General features: G+C 52.6%; 19 protein-coding genes. 13 read left to right on the top strand and 6 right to left on the bottom strand.

What is annotated here, in order from left to right:
• Positions 1 to 75 precede the first annotated feature (75 nt).
• Positions 76 to 390, bottom strand: coding sequence for a transcriptional regulator BolA (gene bolA / locus ABD035_RS10245; protein ID WP_212714289.1), 315 nt, complete (start codon positions 388 to 390; stop codon positions 76 to 78).
• Between the two features lie 279 nt (positions 391 to 669).
• On the opposite strand from bolA, the gene ABD035_RS10240 reads away from it, so the two are divergent.
• The 8 genes from ABD035_RS10240 to ABD035_RS10205 all read left to right on the top strand — a co-directional run bounded on the left by ABD035_RS10240 (position 670) and on the right by ABD035_RS10205 (position 9,421).
• Positions 670 to 1,248, top strand: coding sequence for a lipoprotein (locus ABD035_RS10240; protein ID WP_343869846.1), 579 nt, complete (start codon positions 670 to 672; stop codon positions 1,246 to 1,248).
• A 44-nt stretch (positions 1,249 to 1,292) separates the two neighbouring features.
• On the top strand, positions 1,293 to 2,759 hold the full coding sequence (gene ampG, locus ABD035_RS10235) for a muropeptide MFS transporter AmpG (RefSeq protein ID WP_343869844.1): 1,467 nt from the start codon (positions 1,293 to 1,295) through the stop codon (positions 2,757 to 2,759).
• A 392-nt stretch (positions 2,760 to 3,151) separates the two neighbouring features.
• Positions 3,152 to 4,078 (top strand): cytochrome o ubiquinol oxidase subunit II, encoded by a 927-nt coding sequence (cyoA, locus tag ABD035_RS10230; protein WP_212714287.1) that lies wholly within the window; start codon positions 3,152 to 3,154, stop codon positions 4,076 to 4,078.
• A gap of 3 nt (positions 4,079 to 4,081) precedes the next feature.
• Entirely contained in the window at positions 4,082 to 6,064 is a 1,983-nt protein-coding gene (gene cyoB, locus ABD035_RS10225) for a cytochrome o ubiquinol oxidase subunit I (protein ID WP_212714286.1), read from the top strand.
• Positions 6,064 to 6,678, top strand: a complete 615-nt coding sequence (locus ABD035_RS10220) for a cytochrome o ubiquinol oxidase subunit III (RefSeq protein WP_212714285.1) — start codon at positions 6,064 to 6,066, stop codon at positions 6,676 to 6,678. The genes cyoB and ABD035_RS10220 overlap by 1 nt, the downstream gene beginning before the upstream one ends.
• Positions 6,678 to 7,007: a cytochrome o ubiquinol oxidase subunit IV gene (locus ABD035_RS10215; protein WP_212714284.1), complete on the top strand. Its 330-nt coding sequence runs from the start codon at positions 6,678 to 6,680 to the stop codon at positions 7,005 to 7,007. Before ABD035_RS10220 ends, ABD035_RS10215 begins: the two co-directional genes overlap by 1 nt.
• A gap of 12 nt (positions 7,008 to 7,019) precedes the next feature.
• Positions 7,020 to 7,910, top strand: coding sequence for a heme o synthase (gene cyoE / locus ABD035_RS10210; RefSeq protein WP_212714283.1), 891 nt, complete (start codon positions 7,020 to 7,022; stop codon positions 7,908 to 7,910).
• A 134-nt stretch (positions 7,911 to 8,044) separates the two neighbouring features.
• On the top strand, positions 8,045 to 9,421 hold the full coding sequence (locus ABD035_RS10205) for an MFS transporter (protein ID WP_343869839.1): 1,377 nt from the start codon (positions 8,045 to 8,047) through the stop codon (positions 9,419 to 9,421).
• Positions 9,422 to 9,478: 57 nt separating this feature from the next.
• Here ABD035_RS10205 and ABD035_RS10200 read toward each other — a convergent pair whose 3' ends face one another.
• Positions 9,479 to 9,970: a YajQ family cyclic di-GMP-binding protein gene (locus ABD035_RS10200; RefSeq protein WP_212714281.1), complete on the bottom strand. Its 492-nt coding sequence runs from the start codon at positions 9,968 to 9,970 to the stop codon at positions 9,479 to 9,481.
• A gap of 133 nt (positions 9,971 to 10,103) precedes the next feature.
• Here ABD035_RS10200 and panE point away from each other — a divergent pair, with 133 nt between their 5' ends.
• Together panE and yajL are read left to right on the top strand one after the other, a co-directional pair.
• Positions 10,104 to 11,024: a 2-dehydropantoate 2-reductase gene (gene panE / locus ABD035_RS10195; protein WP_343869836.1), complete on the top strand. Its 921-nt coding sequence runs from the start codon at positions 10,104 to 10,106 to the stop codon at positions 11,022 to 11,024.
• The gene (gene yajL / locus ABD035_RS10190) at positions 10,978 to 11,577 is read left to right on the top strand and encodes a protein deglycase YajL (protein WP_343869834.1); all 600 of its coding nucleotides are present in this window, start codon (positions 10,978 to 10,980) and stop codon (positions 11,575 to 11,577) included. Before panE ends, yajL begins: the two co-directional genes overlap by 47 nt.
• 55 nt (positions 11,578 to 11,632) lie before the next feature.
• Here yajL and thiI read toward each other — a convergent pair whose 3' ends face one another.
• Positions 11,633 to 13,081: a tRNA uracil 4-sulfurtransferase ThiI gene (gene thiI / locus ABD035_RS10185; protein ID WP_343869832.1), complete on the bottom strand. Its 1,449-nt coding sequence runs from the start codon at positions 13,079 to 13,081 to the stop codon at positions 11,633 to 11,635.
• A gap of 239 nt (positions 13,082 to 13,320) precedes the next feature.
• Here thiI and xseB point away from each other — a divergent pair, with 239 nt between their 5' ends.
• Genes xseB through dxs form a run of 3 tightly spaced genes read left to right on the top strand, consistent with a single transcriptional unit; the run spans position 13,321 to position 16,347 of the window.
• Complete coding sequence (gene xseB / locus ABD035_RS10180; protein WP_343869830.1) at positions 13,321 to 13,563, top strand: exodeoxyribonuclease VII small subunit; 243 nt, start codon at positions 13,321 to 13,323, stop codon at positions 13,561 to 13,563.
• Complete coding sequence (ispA, locus tag ABD035_RS10175; RefSeq protein WP_343869828.1) at positions 13,563 to 14,462, top strand: (2E,6E)-farnesyl diphosphate synthase; 900 nt, start codon at positions 13,563 to 13,565, stop codon at positions 14,460 to 14,462. The genes xseB and ispA overlap by 1 nt, the downstream gene beginning before the upstream one ends.
• A 19-nt stretch (positions 14,463 to 14,481) precedes the next feature.
• Entirely contained in the window at positions 14,482 to 16,347 is a 1,866-nt protein-coding gene (gene dxs / locus ABD035_RS10170; protein WP_343869826.1) for a 1-deoxy-D-xylulose-5-phosphate synthase, read from the top strand.
• Between the two features lie 65 nt (positions 16,348 to 16,412).
• Here dxs and pgpA read toward each other — a convergent pair whose 3' ends face one another.
• From pgpA to nusB, 3 genes are all read right to left on the bottom strand, one after another.
• Entirely contained in the window at positions 16,413 to 16,928 is a 516-nt protein-coding gene (pgpA, locus tag ABD035_RS10165; protein ID WP_343869916.1) for a phosphatidylglycerophosphatase A, read from the bottom strand.
• Positions 16,909 to 17,886 (bottom strand): thiamine-phosphate kinase, encoded by a 978-nt coding sequence (thiL, locus tag ABD035_RS10160; RefSeq protein ID WP_212714274.1) that lies wholly within the window; start codon positions 17,884 to 17,886, stop codon positions 16,909 to 16,911. Before thiL ends, pgpA begins: the two co-directional genes overlap by 20 nt.
• A 65-nt stretch (positions 17,887 to 17,951) precedes the next feature.
• Positions 17,952 to 18,371, bottom strand: coding sequence for a transcription antitermination factor NusB (nusB, locus tag ABD035_RS10155; RefSeq protein WP_343869823.1), 420 nt, complete (start codon positions 18,369 to 18,371; stop codon positions 17,952 to 17,954).
• Positions 18,372 to 18,384: the final 13 nt, after the last annotated feature.

Here is an 18,384-nt window from a genome sequence, read left to right as displayed (position 1 = left end):
TTTTGATCCGCTCCGGATTTTTTTCATAAAAAAAACGGCCGCAGGGCCGTTACAGAGAGAGTCACCCGGGACAGATTATGCCTGTAACCCGGCCCCGCGACAGTCAGGGGACGCGGGAACCGTATCCTGCAAGCCCTGCCATTCTGCGGTGGTATACGTATGCAGTGCGAGGGCATGGACCGGGCCTGCCAGTTCCTCAGATAAGACACTGTAGATTGCGCGATGCCGGGCCAGAAAACGCTGTCCCGCAAAGCGGTCAGTGACAATCACCACTTTAAAGTGGCTTTCTGAACCGGCAGGCACGTTGTGACGATAGCTTTCATCCTGAACATCGAGGTGGACAGGCTGAAATTCGTTGCGTAATTTGTCTTCTATTATTCCCCGAATCATCTCTGTTACTCCTGGCTTGCGAGCACGCTGCCCTTCATTATCAATACTAGTTTGTTTTTCAGAATCACGGCGCTATCTGTGCAAAAAAATTACGTGCTATTTAATAGACGATTAAGCATGATAGAGCGGTAACATCCGCGGACTATGGATGAGTTATCCGCTGAAATCCAGAGGCTTTTACAGATTCATCTGACAGCCTTCCCGGGTATGCTGCCCGGGTTCTGCCGGCACACCGTGTTGCGGGCTATCTTGTTTTTATCATGTGATGAGAAAATTTGTATGTTAAAACGCGTAATCTTCCCTCTGCTGGCAGTCTTTGCCCTTGCCGGCTGCGCTACCAGCAGTAATACCCTTGATGTCACCCCGAAAATGACATTACCTCAGCAAGACCCCAGCCTGATGGGCGTGACTATCAGCGTTAACGGGGCCGACCAACGTACCAGCCAGGCGCTGGCGCAGATTAACCGTGATAACCAGCTGGTTACCCTGACGCCGTCACGTGATTTACGTTTCCTGTTGCAGGAAGTGCTGGAAAAACAGATGACCGCGCGCGGTTATATGATTGGCCCGAACGGTGCGGTTGACCTGCAGATCGTCGTCAACAAACTCTATGCGAATGTCACTCAGGGGAACCTGCGTTACAGCATTACGACTAATGCGGACATCTCCATCACGGCTACGGCGAAAAATGGTAACCGTCAGGTCAAAACCTATCGTCAGACCTACAGTGTGGAAGGTGCCTTCAATGCCACGAACGAAAAGATCACTAATGCCGTCAATGCCACAATGAGCGATGTGATTTCTGATATGGCTCAGGACACCAGCATCAATGACTTCATTAAACAAAACTCCCGCTGAATGATATGATTGCTGCATGAATTTTCATCATGCAGCAGGGTGTCATGCGTTCAGACTATTTAAAGATTTTCAGCCAGCGAAACTTTACTGTTCTGCTATTACTGGGGTTTTCGTCAGGCTTACCGCTGGCCTTAACGTCCGGTACTCTTCAGGCCTGGATGACCGTTGAAAATATCGATCTGAAAACTATCGGTATTTTCTCTCTGGTCGGACAGGCCTACGTCTTTAAGTTTCTTTGGTCTCCCTTTCTGGATCGCTATGCTCCACCGGTACTGAGCCGTCGTCGCGGGTGGTTATTAATGGCGCAATGCGCCCTGATGATCACCATTGCCGCCATGGGCTTTATTCAGCCTGCCGGTCATCTGACCTGGCTTGCTTTACTGGCAGTGATCGTCGCCTTTTGCTCAGCCTCCCAGGACATCGTCTTTGATGCCTGGAAAACGGATGTCCTTCCGGAAGAGCAACGCGGCAGCGGTGCGGCGATTACGGTGCTCGGTTACCGGCTCGCCATGCTGGTGTCCGGTGGCTTAGCCCTCTGGCTGGCGGATCGTTTTCTCGGCTGGCATGCCACTTACTGGCTGATGGCTCTGCTGATGCTGCCCGGGATCCTCGGGACCCTGATGGCAAAAGAGCCGGAGACCACGGCGGTACGTCCGCTGACCCTCCGTGAGGCCGTGGTCGCCCCCCTGCTCGACTTTTTCGGCCGCAATAATGCCTGGCTGATGATCACCCTGATCATCCTTTATAAGCTCGGTGACGCGTTTGCGGGTGCGCTGAGTACCACATTTCTGATCCGTGGCCTGGGGTTCAGTGCCGGGGATGTCGGGCTGGTAAATAAAACGCTCGGGTTACTGGCAACCATCATCGGGGCGCTGTATGGCGGCGTGCTGATGCAGCGACTGACCCTGTTCCGCGCACTGATGTGGTTTGGTATCTTTCAGACGGTATCCAATCTGGCTTACTGGCTACTGAGTGTCACGCCGGTCCATCTGTGGAGCATGGCCGGCGCGGTCTTTATCGAAAACCTGTGCGGGGGCATGGGCACCGCCGCCTTTGTCGCCCTGCTGATGGCGTTATGTAACGCATCGTTTTCAGCCACCCAGTTCGCTTTGCTGTCGGCACTCTCGGCGGTAGGCCGGGTCTATGTGGGGCCGGCCGCCGGCTGGCTGGTCGAACTGTGGGGATGGCCGTTATTTTATGCCTTTACCGTTTTTGCCGGAGTACCGGGGCTGCTGCTGCTGCTCATCAGCCGTCACAGCCTCAACGGACTCACCCGGCAAACCTCTTTTCCGCGGCGAACCGCATTTCCCTCCGCTTATCGCCTGGCTTTCCGGGTGTTTCTTGCCGGTTGCCTGGTACTTTTGGGCTGGCTGTCTACACTTATGCTGTCAGCGTTCCATTGGCTACCCGCCGGCTTTCGGGATGCGCCCATTTTTGAAACAGGAATGGCCATTCTCTGCCTCGCCGTATTATTCGGAGTGATGCTCGATTGCCGGCAGATAAAAAAGTGACATTTAATGCGTAATCTGAAATGGGGTGGCACATTATTTTAATCCCCCCCGTTTCATAGCTGTTAACAACTGGCCAAATTATAGCCAGCACATTGCCGAAATAACCGGCTAAATAGTTAACAAAAGGTTAAATGTTAATTTTCTTATAACAGCCCGTGGCCGTTATAGCTATAAGGAATATTAGCGATAAGAATATTTCAGTCTGTTCGAATAGCGACTAACTGGTTGATGTATCTTAGCTTTTTAACTCCGGGTAAACTTTGTTAAATTTTACTGAGGGTAAGGATACATTCTGATGACACAACCTCAATTTGGTTTACAGTAAAGAAACCTTACCGTAAAATGCCACCACACTTAAACGACAATAAGCCCTTTGTCATTGAGGTCGTTAAATGAGACTCAGGAAATACAATAAATGTTTGGGGATTTTGTCACTTATCACCGGCGCAGTGTTACTCAGCGGATGTGATAGTGCCTTATTAAATCCCAAAGGTCAGATTGCAATGGAGCAACGTTCACTGATCATGACAGCCTTCGGCTTGATGTTAGTGGTGGTGATCCCTGTAATCTTTATGGCTATCGTGTTTGCCTGGAAATATCGGGCGTCGAATACGAACGCTAAATATTCACCTAACTGGTCGCACTCGAATAAAGTGGAAGCGGTGGTCTGGATCGTCCCTATCCTTATCATTCTCTTCCTGGGTGTGCTGACATGGAAATCAACTCACGCACTTGAACCCGCAAAACCTATCGCTTCAGAGGTAAAACCTGTCGAGATTGACGTCATTGCCCTGGACTGGAAATGGCTGTTTATCTACCCGGAACAAGGGATAGCCACGGTTAACCAGATTGCCTTCCCGGTCAATACGCCGGTCAGTTTCAGAATCACCTCGAACTCCGTGATGAACTCCTTCTTTATTCCTACCCTTGGCAGCCAGATCTACGCGATGGCAGGAATGCAGACCAAACTGCACCTGATTGCCAATCAGCCAGGAATTTTTGACGGTATTTCGTCTAACTTCAGCGGTCGTGGTTTCTCTGGTATGAAGTTCAAAGCCATTGCCACCAAAGACAACGCGGACTTCCAGCAATGGGTAGATAAGGTGAAGGCGTCGTCAAATACGCTGACCACCCTGGATCAATTCAACCAGCTGGCCGCACCGAGTGAGAATAATCCCGTGGAGTACTTCTCTACCGCGAATCCGCAACTTTTCAACGAGGTTGTCGATAAGTTCATGGCACATGACGGGAATATGACCATGTCTCAGCACGAAGGTATGGATATGAGCCATCAGGCTACCGCCGGAGCAGGGGAATAAACCATGTTAGGAAAATTAAGTTTAGCGGCGGTTCCATTAGACGTACCAATCGTCATGGTGACCTGCTCCGCTATTATCATTGTCGGTATCGCTATTCTGGCGGCTATCACTTACTTCGGTAAGTGGCAGTACCTGTGGTCTGAATGGATTACCTCTATCGACCATAAAAAGCTCGGTATCATGTACATTATCCTGGCGTTCGTCATGCTGTTGCGTGGTTTCGCCGATGCGATAATGATGCGTAGCCAGCAGGTACTGGCCTCGGCCGGCGAGGCGGGCTTCCTGCCGCCGCATCACTACGATCAGATCTTCACCGCGCACGGCGTGATTATGATCTTCTTCGTGGCGATGCCTTTTGTCGTCGGACTGATGAACATTGCCGTGCCCCTGCAAATTGGTGCGCGTGATGTCGCCTTCCCGTTCCTGAACAACCTCAGCTTCTGGTTTACCGCGATCGGTGTGATTCTGGTTAACCTGTCGCTCGGGGTCGGGGAATTTGCACAGACTGGCTGGCTGGCCTATCCGCCGCTTTCCGGGAGTGAATACAGTCCCGGGGTCGGGGTCGACTACTGGATCTGGAGTCTGCAGTTATCCGGTATCGGGACCACACTGACCGGGATCAACTTCTTCGTCACCATTCTGAAGATGCGTGCACCTGGCATGACGATGTTCAAAATGCCGATCTTTACCTGGGCATCGCTGTGTACCAACGTACTGATTATCGCTGCGTTCCCGGTACTGACCGTTACCCTGGCACTGCTGACACTTGACCGTTATCTGGGCTTCCATTTCTTCACTAATGAAATGGGCGGCAACATGATGATGTACGTCAACCTGATCTGGGTCTGGGGACATCCGGAAGTTTACATTCTGGTTCTGCCGGTCTTCGGGGTCTTCTCTGAAGTCACCGCGACGTTCTCCAAAAAGCGGATGTTTGGCTACACCTCCATGGTGTGGGCGACCGTGGCGATTACCGTATTGTCGTTTGTTGTCTGGCTCCACCACTTCTTCACCATGGGTGCCGGCGCCAACGTTAACGCCTTCTTCGGTATTATGACCATGATCATCGCGATTCCGACCGGGGTGAAAATCTTTAACTGGCTGTTCACCATGTATCAGGGACGCGTTCAGATGACCGCGCCGATGCTCTGGACCGTGGGTTTTATTATCACCTTCTCGGTGGGCGGAATGACCGGGGTGCTGCTGGCCGTACCGGGTGCTGACTTTGTGCTGCATAACAGCCTGTTCCTGATTGCTCACTTCCATAACGTGATTATCGGTGGTGTGGTATTCGGTTGTATGGCGGGTGTCACTTACTGGTTCCCGAAAGCGTTCGGCTTCACGCTGAATGAAACCTGGGGCAAACGTTCTTTCTGGTGCTGGATCATCGGTTTCTTCGTCGCCTTTATGCCGCTGTACGCGTTAGGCTTTATGGGGATGACCCGTCGTCTGAGCCAGAACATTGACCCGCAATTCCATCCGCTACTGGTGGTGGCTGCCTGTGGTGCCGGGATTATCGCGCTGGGTATTCTGTGTCAGCTGATTATGTTCTGGGTTTCTGTCCGTGACCGCGATCAAAACCGTGATCTGACCGGTGACCCGTGGGGTGCCCGTACACTGGAGTGGTCTATCTCCTCCCCTCCTCCGGCGTATAACTTTGCCGTGATCCCTGAAATCCATGAACGTGATGCGTTCTGGGAAATGAAGGAACGCGGTGAAGCGTACCAGCAGCCTGCGCACTATGAAGCCATTCATATGCCGAAAAATAGCGGTGTTCCGGCCATTATTGCGCTGTTTGCCACCGTTTTCGGTTTTGCCATGATCTGGTGGATTTGGTGGCTGGCGGGGGTTTCTTTCGTAGCCATTATTGCGCTGTGGATTGCTAAAAGCTTCGATGAAGACGTGGATTATTATGTCTCAGTCGAAGAGGTCGAACGGACTGAACGCAAACACTTTGAAGAACTCAGCAAAGCAGGTGTGAAATAATGTCTTCTCCAACTCTGTCCAAACAGCACGACGCCCATGCAGCGCATGGGCATCACGATGCAGGAGCCAATAAAGTCTTTGGCTTCTGGATCTACCTGATGAGTGACTGCATTATCTTTGCAACACTGTTTGCTACCTATGCGGTGATGGTTCATAACACCGCCGGGGGGCCTTCAGGTAAGGATTTCTTCGAACTGCCTTATGTTCTGGGTGAAACAGCGTTGCTGTTGTTTAGCTCAATAACCTACGGCTTCTCTGTCATCGCCATGAACAGAAACAGCAAAAATGCCGTGGTCGGCTGGCTGGTGCTGACTTTCCTGTTCGGTCTTGGCTTTATCGGTATGGAGATCAATGAGTTCCACCATCTGATTGCCGAAGGCTGGGGGCCACAACGCAGCGGCTTCCTGTCGGCCTTTTTCACTCTGGTCGGCACGCATGGTCTGCACGTGACCTGCGGGCTTATCTGGATGCTGGTCCTGATGTATCAGGTCGCCACCCGTGGGCTGAGTGCAGCTAACCGTACCCGTATCATGTGTCTGAGCCTGTTCTGGCACTTCCTGGATGTGGTTTGGATCTGTGTATTTACCATTGTCTATCTGATGGGGGCCATGTAATGAGTCATACCGTAAATGAACATGGCGCGTCTCACGGAAGTCTGAAGTCTTATATTACGGGCTTTATTCTTTCCATCATCCTGACGGGGATCCCGTTCTGGATGGTGATGGAGGGTAGCGCAGAAAAAAGCACGACGTTAGTGGTGGTCGTTCTTTGTGCGGTGGTTCAGGTGATCGTTCATCTTGTCTGTTTCCTGCATCTGGACCGTAAGTCAGAGGGGGGCTGGAACCTGGTGGCCATCGTCTTCTCGGCAATCATTATCCTGATTGTTGTGGTTGGCTCACTCTGGATCATGTGGAACCTTAATTACAACATGATGCCCCACTAAGAGTTATACGTAATGATTAAGCAATACCTGCAAGTGACAAAACCAGGAATTATTTTCGGAAATCTAATTTCTGTGGTTGGTGGGTTTTTACTGGCCTCCAAAGGCAGTATTAATTACACCTTATTCCTCACCTCCATGGTCGGCGTATCATTAGTGGTGGCATCAGGTTGTGTGTTTAACAACGTGATCGACCGGGATATCGACCGGAAAATGGAGAGAACAAAGAACAGGGTTCTTGTAAAAGGACTCATTTCCGCGAAAACCAGCCTGGTGTATGCGACCTTCCTGGGTATTGCTGGCTTTATGATGTTGTACTTTGGTGCCAATCCACTGGCCATGTGGTTGTCAGTGATTGGCTTCATCGTCTACGTCGGCATCTATAGCCTCTATATGAAGCGTCATTCAGTGTACGGCACGTTAATCGGTAGTCTTTCGGGGGCTGCGCCACCGGTGATCGGTTACTGTGCCGTATCGAATGAATTCGATGCCGGTGCCCTGATCCTGCTGGCTATCTTTAGCCTCTGGCAAATGCCGCATTCCTATGCCATTGCCATCTACCGGTTTAAGGATTACCAGGCGGCTAATATTCCGGTATTGCCGGTGGTGAAGGGGATCTCTGTCGCGAAACATCATATTACCATTTATATTCTGGCATTTATGATAGCCACGTTGATGCTCTCTCTGGGCGGATACGCGGGTTACAAGTATCTGGTGGTTGCTGCGGTGGTAAGTCTCTGGTGGCTCGGTATGGCCCTTTCGGGCTATAAGCGGACCAATGATGATCGCCTCTGGGCCAGGAAATTATTCGTCTTCTCCATTGTTGCCATTACCGCTCTCAGCGTCATGATGTCGGTCGATTTTATGACCCCGACGTCCAGAGACCTGCTGACTTACGTCTGGTAAGTCCCTCCCCTGTCAGAACTAAAAGGCGCGACATACGCGCCTTTTCTTTTTTTGTTACTTCTGTTTGTAAAGTATTATTTTACCGGGCTTGTTACGCACCTTACTATAGCGTCGGTCAATAAAAAGAGGTTTTGATGAACGATAATAAAATGACGTCGCTGGAACGGAGAGCTACATGGGGGCTTGGCACCGTCTTTTCGCTACGGATGCTGGGTATGTTTATGGTGCTGCCCGTATTAACGACCTATGGTATGGCCCTGCAGGGGGCTTCCGAAGCGCTGATTGGTTTAGCCATCGGCATCTATGGTTTAGCTCAGGCCGTATTCCAGATCCCGTTCGGTTTGCTGTCTGACCGTATAGGCCGTAAACCCTTAATCGTCGGAGGGCTGTTGTTATTTGTGCTGGGTAGCGTGATAGCTGCCTGTACGCAATCTATCTGGGGGATCATTCTCGGACGCGCCTTACAGGGCTCCGGAGCCATTGCCGCGGCAGTGATGGCGCTGCTGTCTGATCTGACCCGCGAGCAGAACCGTACCAAAGCGATGGCATTTATCGGGATCAGTTTTGGGGTGACCTTTGCGATTGCCATGGTTATTGGCCCGGTCGTCACCCATATTCTTGGCCTGCACGCGCTGTTCTGGATGATTGCGCTACTGGCGACCCTCGGCATATTTATCACGCTGGCCATTGTCCCTTCCGCCAAAGATCATGTGCTGAACCGTGAATCCGGGATGGTAAAAGGCAGCTTTAAAAAGGTACTGGCCAGCCCGCGGTTACTGAAGCTGAACTTCGGTATTCTCTGCTTACACATCCTGCTGATGTCCAGTTTTGTGGCCCTGCCCGGCCAGTTTGAAAACGCAGGATTCCCGGCCTCCCAGCACTGGAAAGTCTATTTCGTTACCATGCTGATTGCGTTTGTGGTGGTGATGCCTTTTGTCATCATTGCCGAAGTCAAACGCAGGATGAAAGCCGTGTTTATCAGTTGTGTGGCCTTGCTGGTCATTGCTGAAATTATTCTCTGGGGGGCTGGCACACACTTCTGGACCCTGGTCGTCGGTGTTCAGGTGTTCTTTATCGGTTTTAATCTGATGGAGGCCATTCTTCCCTCACTGATCAGTAAAGAATCCCCCGCGGGTTATAAAGGAACGGCGATGGGTGTCTATTCCACCAGCCAGTTTATCGGCGTGGCTATCGGGGGGAGCCTGGGGGGCTGGATCTTCGGCCATATGGATGCGCAAACCGTTTTCCTGGCCGGAACCCTGCTGGCGGTGGTCTGGCTGCTGGTCAGCCTGACCATGAAAGAGCCTCCGTATGTCAGCAGCCTGCGACTGGTCTCAGATCAACTGCGCCATACTCCGGGTCTGGAGCAAAAGTTATCTGCCGTTGAAGGGGTCTCCTCGGTCATGATGGTACCGGAAGAAAACAGCATCTATGTAAAAATTGACAGTAAAGTCACCAGCCGTGAGGCACTGGAAAGGATTATTGCGGAGTATCAGCCGCTGCAGGTGTAGTCCACACACGGTTATAAAAAACGCGGCTTCTGAAAGCCGCGTTTTTTTAGGGAGGGGTTAATCGCGGAAGTTTTTAAACTGGAAAGGCTGGCCCAGATTGCCGCCGCGAACCAGTGCCATCGCACCTTGCAGGTCATCGCGGGATTTTCCGGTCACCCGCAGTGACTCGCCCTGGATCTGCGTCTGGACTTTCAGCTTGCTGTCTTTGATCAGTTTTACGATTTTTTTGGCGACATCCGTTTCGATGCCCTTTTTCAGTTTCGCGTCCACTGACCAGCTTTTGCCGCTGTGTTCGATCTCGTCAGGCACTTCCAGTGCTGCACCTTCAATTCCGCGTTTCAGTAATTTTTCACGCAGAATATCCACCAGTTGTTTCACCTGAAAATCAGATTCCGAACTGATCTTAATGGTTTCATTTTTTTCGTTTAATTCAACCGCGGCTACCACGTTACGAAAATCAAAACGGGTAGATAATTCACGGCTGGCATTTTCTACCGCATTGCGCACTTCCTGAAGTTCAACTTCAGAAACAATATCGAAAGATGGCATATTCTCTTCTCCTGAGTCGGTTTTGCCATGCATAATACGCAGATCGACGCGGTAAAAAAATGCCTGAGTCCTGAAAACATCAGACCCGGCAACGAAAACCGGTATTTTTGTCGCCGGCTATCCGGGAGTTATTATGAAGATTACGGTACTGGGGTGTGGTGCCCTGGGACAACTCTGGGTGTCAGCTTTACACCGTCAGGGACACGAGGTTCAGGGGTGGCTGCGCAGCGCACAGCCGTCGATGACGGTCCATATCACCGCCCCTGACGGAGAGAGGCATCGTCACAGTTTTCCGGCCAATGACCCGCAATGGCTGGCAGACAGTGAGTTGCTGCTAGTCACGCTAAAAGCCGCGCAGATATCGTCTGCCGTCCTGCAAATACAGCCCCTGCTGCCACCGCACTGTACTATCGTGCTGATGCATAACGGGATGGGGGTCATCGATGAGTTGCCGCCCCTGCCGCAGACCATTCTGCGGGCGATTACGACACATTCCGCCTGGCGTCATCAGGGACGCGTTATCCATGTTGCCCACGGGGTCACCCATCTCGGGCCGGTTGCCTGCGATGAAAACCTCCTCAGTCCGCTGGCTGATCTGCTGCACGAGGCATTACCGGAAGTGGCCTGGCATAACGATATTCTGCCTGCCTGCTGGAATAAACTGGCCATCAATTGTGTGATCAATCCGCTCAGCATCAAATACGATTGCCCTAACGGTGAACTCCTGCAGTACAGCGGGGAAATTACCACGCTCTGTGAGGAGATCGCGACGGTGATGAACCGTGGAGGCATGCACGCCGATGCCCGGCAACTGCAGCAGAGTGTTACCCATGTTATGCAAAACAGTGCCGCTAACTATTCCTCCATGCTGCAGGATATCCGCACCGGACGTCGCACCGAAATAGACTATATCACCGGCTATCTGCTGAGGAAGGCCGTCGGGTATGGTATTGCTGTCCCCGCTAATCGCGAATTATATCAGAGAGTAAAAACAAAGGAGTCGGCCGATGGGCACCCAAAAATCAGTGCTGGTTTGTCTGGCGCATGGCAGTGAAGAAACTGAAGCCGTTACCGTTATCGATCTGCTGGTCAGGGCCGGCATTCATGTCACCACCGCCAGTGTCGAAAGCCAGGGTGACCTGCTGATCACCTGCTCCCGTGGCGTACGATTACAGTGCGATACCACACTGGTTTCGGTGGCGGATCAGCCTTTTGATGCGCTGGTTCTGCCCGGAGGTCAGCAAGGTGCGGAGACTTTCGGTGACAGTGTTCTGCTGCTGGAAACCCTCCGTCAGTACCGGACCACCGACCGGATTGTCGCCGCCATCTGCGCCGCACCGGCGCTGGTGCTGGCGGCCCATGAGCTTTTTCCGGACGGAAATATGACCGGGTTCCCGGGCCTGCGTGAAAGTATTCCGGAAAAACAGTGGATCGAACGCAGGGTCGTCTGGGACCCGCGGGTAAATCTGCTGACCAGTCAGGGGCCGGGGACCACATTCGATTTTGCGCTGAAACTGATTGATCTGCTGGCCGGTACTGACAAAGCCCGGGAGGTGGCTGAACCGCTGGTCCTGGCCCCGGGGATCTATAACTACCAGGAAAGCTGAAATAAAAAAGCCCGCGATAATTAACATTATCACGGGCTTTATCGTTTACCGGGCGTTAAGGACGATACACTTTCACATTCGTATAGCCCTGCTCATGCAGGTAAAGCGCCTGCAGGCGGCTCATTACCCCCCGATCACAGTACAGCAGCCAGGTACGACTCTGGTCAAGATCGGCAAACTGACTACCAAGCTTATAAAACGGCAGCGATTTGATCTCGACATTTCCCGCCTGCAGCGGGCTTTCTTCGTATTCATCGACCGACCGGATATCCAGGATACTGTCGTTTTCACCGAACGCATCTACCGTTTCAATCTCAACCACGTCGCGGGCCGCTTGTTCGGCGATCTCACGGATGTCCAGATTGTTGGCCTCTTCGACCACTTTTTCCAGTATGCCGAAATCGAAGTTTTCTTCTTCGGCCAGGATCTTACTCTTCAGCGCTTTCACTGTCGGACTTTTAGAGATCACCCCACAGTATTCCGGCATGGTACGGGCAAAATCTTCTGTGCCGATCTTACGCGCCACATCAATGATTTGCTCTTTATCATGAGAGATCAGCGGGCGCAGGATCAGGGTGTCACTGGCATTATCAATTAAGCGCAGATTGGTCAGTGTCTGGCTGGAGACCTGACCGAGAGCTTCACCGGTCACCAGCGCCTGCACACCATAGCGCTCTGCCACCATGGAAGCGGCACGGACCATCATACGCTTAAGCACAACGCCCATCTGGCCGTCTTCGATATTTTCGAGGATAGCACCGACCACCGGTTCAAAGTCGATGGCAACAAAGCGGACACGGTGCGAACGACCATACCGGGTCCAGAGATAATGAGCGACCTGACGGACACCAATCTCATGGGCCGCCCCACCGAGATTGAAGAAGCAGTAGTGCACACGGCATCCGCGACGCATCAGCATATAGCTGGATACCCCGGAGTCGAACCCGCCGGAAAGCAGCGATAAGACATCGTCCTGCGTCCCGATAGGGAAACCGCCGAGACCTTCATAGCGTTCGGTCACCAGCAACAGACGATCATCATCGATCTCCAGGTTAACCGTCACTTCCGGACAGGTTAACCGGACAGAGGCTGTCGGGATATGCTGGTTCAGTCCGCCGCCGACATAACGCTCAACATCCTGCGAGCTGAACTCTTGTTTGCCGCGGCGTTTCGCACGGACGCAGAATGTTTTACCTTCCAGTCGCTCACGGTTTAATGCCAGCGTCTGCTCAAAGATATCGTGCATATCGGTGTAAGTATGTTCTTCCACCGCCAGGATATGATGGATCCCGGGGATACGCGTCAGTTCTTCGGCAATGGCCGGTTTCAGCGCTTCATTTTTAGAACGGACGACAATGTGGTCCCAGTGACGAACAACTTTAATCTCTTCGTCGACGGTTTTCAGGATATTGCGAATATTTCCGTTGAGGATTTTAATAAAACGCAGCCGTACAGACTGGCTTTTAATCGTGATTTCCGGAAACAGTTTTATGATAAACTTCATGGTGGCACAGGCTTATTCAGGGAAAATAAGTGTTAATAACTTACACACTTAACTGTTAAAATCAGAGAATGGCGGACAGCGACAGGTGGTGTCCCGCATCCAGGATGCGAGAGTATATCATCTTTGTTGCGACTCTGCTTCTGCAACCTCTGCCACATTGATCATTTTGCTAATCGTTTGTGGTCAGCTACCATAAGTGATTACAATTGAATATATAAATCGTTGAGCCGGTGTCTACTATGCCTAAAAAAACCGAACCTTCTGTCAGCTTTGAGCAAGCGCTGCAGGAGCTGGAAAGCATTGTCCGTCGTCTGGAAGGGGGGGAATTGCCATTAGAAGAAGCCCTGAACGAGTTTGAAAAAGGCGTAAAGCTTGCCAAAACCGGCCAGCAAACATTACAGAAAGCCGAACAACGGGTACAGATCTTACTGAAACCGGATGAGACTGCCGAACTGAATGCCTTCACCCCGGACAGTCACTGATGGATTTGTCGACATTACTGGCCACCTATCGTGAGCGGGTGGATAACACATTAATCCGATTACTTAATGACCTGCCCTTTCAGAGTTCTCCTCTGGTGAATGCAATGGAGCACGGCGTACTGTTAGGCGGTAAGCGCATGCGTCCGTTTCTGGTCTATGCGACCGGTCATATGCTGGGAGTTCCGCTGCCGGTACTGGATGTCCCTGCCGCAGCCATTGAATGTATCCATGCCTACTCTCTGATTCATGATGATCTGCCCGCGATGGATGATGATGCATTACGGCGGGGGCAGCCCACCTGTCATATCGCGTTCGGTGAAGATACCGCTATTCTTGCCGGTGATGCCTTACAGACACTGGCCTTTACTGCCCTGAGTACTCATCCGATGCAGGGAGTCACTGCAGACGCCCGGCTGGCGATGATTTCTGAGCTCGCCGCAGCCAGTGGTGCTGCAGGTATGTGTGGCGGACAGGCGCTGGATTTAGCGGCTGAAGGTCAGTCCGTGGGACTGGACGCGCTTGAGACTATCCACCGCCATAAAACCGGGGCATTGATCCGTGCGGCGGTCAGACTCGGTGCCTGTTGCGCCGGGGAAAAAGGTCAGGCACTGCTGCCGGAACTTGACCGCTATGCCAGTGCTATCGGACTGGCTTTTCAGGTTCAGGATGACATCCTCGATGTTGTCGGCGATACCGAGGTGATCGGTAAACGCCAGGGGGCCGATATTGCCCTGGGAAAAAGCACCTACCCGGCCCTGCTTGGCCTGGAAGGCGCACGCGAAAAGGCCCGCCTGCTCTGCCAGGAAGCCACGGATGCATTGGATAAGCTCGCCGGAAAATCTTTCGATACCGCCTCATTACGGGCGCTGGCGGGCTATATAATTGAACGTGATAAATAACATCCATAATGAGTCACTGATGAGTTTTGATACCACCCAATACCCGACACTGGCGCTGGCAAGCACAGTGCAGGAATTACGTCTATTGCCAAAAGAGAAGCTCCCTGCCCTGTGCGGGGAGCTGCGTCAATACCTGCTCGACAGTGTCAGCCAGTCCAGCGGGCATTTTGCCTCCGGACTGGGGGTCGTCGAACTGACGGTCGCTCTGCACTATGTTTACAACACCCCGTTCGATCATCTGGTCTGGGATGTTGGTCATCAGGCCTATCCGCACAAGATCCTGACCGGCCGTCGTGATCGCATCGGTACTATCCGTCAGAAAAACGGGCTGCACCCGTTTCCGTGGCGCGATGAGAGTGAACACGACGTACTGAGTGTTGGTCATTCATCAACATCGATCAGTGCCGGACTGGGCATGGCGGTGGCCGCAGAAAAAGAAGCCGCAGGACGCCGCACCGTCTGTGTGATAGGTGACGGTGCCATCACCGCAGGTATGGCCTTTGAAGCCATGAACCATGCCGGCGATATCAAACCGGATATGCTGGTGATCCTGAATGATAACGATATGTCGATTTCAGAGAATGTCGGTGCACTGAATAACCGGGTGGCTCAGATCCTCTCCGGAAAAACCTATTCACGGTTGCGGGAAAGCGGCAAACGTGTGCTGACCGGCCTTCCGCCGATCAAAGAGCTGGTGAAACGTACCGAAGAACATCTGAAAGGGATGGTTTCCCCCGGCACCTTATTCGAGGAGCTTGGCTTTAATTATATCGGTCCGGTCGACGGTCATGATGTGCTGACACTGGTCAGTACCCTGACCAATATGCGTGAGCTGACCGGCCCGCAATTTCTGCATATTATTACCCGCAAAGGGAAAGGCTACGCGCCCGCGGAGCAGGACCCTATCGCCTGGCATGCGGTGCCCAAATTCGACCCGGCCAGCGGTGCTTTGCCTGAGAGCAAAGGCGGTATACCAACCTACTCCAAAATCTTCGGCGACTGGCTGTGTGAGATGGCTGCGCAGGATGATAAGCTGATGGGGATCACCCCTGCGATGCGCGAAGGGTCCGGAATGGTCCGTTTTTCCCGCGAATATCCGCAGCAATATTTTGATGTCGCCATTGCCGAACAGCATGCGGTGACCTTTGCCGCAGGGATGGCTATCGGCGGCTATAAACCGGTGGTGGCCATTTACTCGACCTTCCTGCAGCGCGCCTACGATCAGTTGATTCATGATGTGGCTATTCAGAAATTGCCGGTGCTGTTTGCCATTGACCGCGGAGGCATTGTCGGTGCCGACGGACAGACGCACCAGGGTGCCTTCGATATCGCCTTCCTGCGCTGTATTCCTGACCTGGTGATCATGACACCGAGTGATGAAAATGAGTGCCGGAATATGCTGTATACCGGTTATCACCATCAGCAGGGGCCAAGTGCCGTGCGCTATCCGCGTGGCAATGGTCGCGGGCTGGAAAGTGAGCCACTGCAACAGCTTCCGCTGGGTAAAGGCCTCGTGAAACGTCAGGGCGGGAAAATTGCTATTCTGAACTTCGGGACGTTATTGCCTGAAGCCGAAAGCGTGGCCGAAACCCTGAATGCTACCCTGGCCGATATGCGCTTCGTGAAACCTATGGATCAGGCTCTGGTGCTGGAACTGGCGGAAAGCCATGACATGCTGGTGACGCTGGAAGAAGGCACCATCAGTGGGGGGGCCGGTAGCGGAGTGAATGAGATCCTGATGGCGGTACGTCGCATGACGCCAGTACTGAACCTGGGGCTGCCTGACCGCTTTATTTCGCAGGGGACTCAGGATGAAGTGCGTCATGACCTGGGGCTGGATGCTGAGGGGATTCTGGCGGCTATCGAACGCTGGCAGGCCCTGTAAGCGGTAAGTCAGATTCGGCAACCTGTGTGCCGAATCTGACTGCTTTCTGACCCGGTGATGCTTAATCAGAAGGGAATGAAGGCAGGAAAGTAGTGTGCCATCGCAAAGATTAACGCCGCAGAGATCACCCCGGCGACAATATCATCGACCATAATCCCCATTCCGCCCCGGACATTGCGGTCAAACCAGCGGATAGGCCAGGGTTTCCAGATATCAAAAACGCGGAACACCACGAATCCGATCGCTATCCATTGCCAGTGATGATTCGGGATCGCCACCAGCGTTATCCACATACCGATAAATTCATCCCAGACAATACTGCCATGATCGTGCACACCCATATCTTTTGCGGTTCTGTGGCAGAGATAGACCCCCAGACAGATCCCCAGTAACACGATCAGATAATAGAGTTCCTGCGGCAGCTGGATCAGAAAATACCAGAACGGGATCGCCGCCAGTGACCCGGTCGTGCCCGGCATCACCGGGCTGAGTCCGCTACCGAAACCTACGGCGAGGAGGTGCCACGGGTTACTCAGTCGCAGACGTGAGATAACTTGTTGTCTATTTCCGGCCAAAATGATCGTATCCTTTCACATGAAGCGTGGCAGGCTTACCCTGATCCAGCAGCACCAGCCCTTCACTTTCCGGCGCTATCTGGCCGATACAGTGATAGGGAACACCGAGGTGGTCAAGGGAGACCGCCAGCGCACCGCGATTGATCTCCGGTACGGTGAAACATAGCTCATAATCTTCACCACCACCGAGCGCCCAGCGTTGTGCCTGCTCTTTACCGAACCCTTCGGTCAGTGCGGTAGAGAGTGGCAAGGTATCGATGTTGATTCTGGCACCGACCCGGCTGTTCTTCAGAATATGTCCGATATCCGCCAGCAGACCGTCCGAAATATCTATCGCTGACGTGGCGAGATCACGCAGCGCCTGGCCCTGCAGGATGCGGGGGACCGGACGGAGATGGCGCTTGATCAGCGCCTCATAGATGGCCGGGTCGTCGGTACGGACATGATGCTGTAACAGTGCCAGCCCGGCGGCGCTGTCCCCCAGGGTACCGGTCACAAAGATCCAGTCACCCGGTTTGGCACCATTGCGTTTCAGTGCCCGCCCTTCCGGAACCAGCCCGTGAATACCCAGCGTCATACTGAGCGGGCCACGGGTCGTATCTCCGCCGACCAGTTGCATGTCGTAGTAATCCAGCAGTTCAAACAGGCTGTCACTGAATGCCTGTAACCACGCCTCATCGACCGATGGTAACGTCAGTGCCAGTGTCAGCCAGGCAGGGTCTGCCCCCATCGCCGCAAGATCACTGAGATTTACCGCTAAGGCTTTATAGCCAAGATCGGAAGGATGAATATCACGCAGGAAATGTATCCCTTCCACCAGCGTATCGGTACTGATCGCCAGGGTCTTTTTTTCAGGGACATTAAGAAGAGCACAATCGTCTCCGATGCCTTTGATGACATCACGACGCGAGCTGGTAACACGATTAAAATAACGAGCAATGAGCTCAAATTCGCCACAGGACATAAGCGGGATCACTCAACAGGTACGTTATTGATATAAAAAAGGCCGGAGAACCGGCCTGAGTATCATTACTTACGATTCGGACGAATTTGTGGTGCTGCTTTATCCAGAACGCCATTCACAAACTTATGGCTGTCTTCGGCACCAAAGACCTTCGCCAGTTCAATACCTTCGTTGATAGCGACTTTATAAGGCACGTCGTCACGCTTGCTCAGTTCATACAGCGCAATACGTAATGCGGCTTTTTCAACCTGGCCCAGCTCTTCCAGACGACGGGTCAGGTAAGGCTGCATCAGACCATCAAGGTAGGCACTGTTGTTCGCGACACCCGCCAGTATTTCGCGGAAATAGTTAACATCAACATCTTTGACGTCCTGTTCCGCCAGAAACTGGTATTCCACATCGGAAATGTCATTATTGGATATCTGCCAGGAATAGAGTGCCTGGAGGGCACACTCCCGGGCACGGCGGCGAGCAGCAGGTTTCACAAAATTCCCCTTA

Origin of the sequence: Tatumella terrea, from assembly GCF_039523755.1 — a bacterium.
Taxonomy (GTDB): Bacteria; Pseudomonadota; Gammaproteobacteria; order Enterobacterales; family Enterobacteriaceae; genus Tatumella; species Tatumella terrea.
The sequence above is the reverse complement of the archived record's forward strand: the minus strand, read 5'-3'. Positions and strand labels throughout refer to the sequence as shown.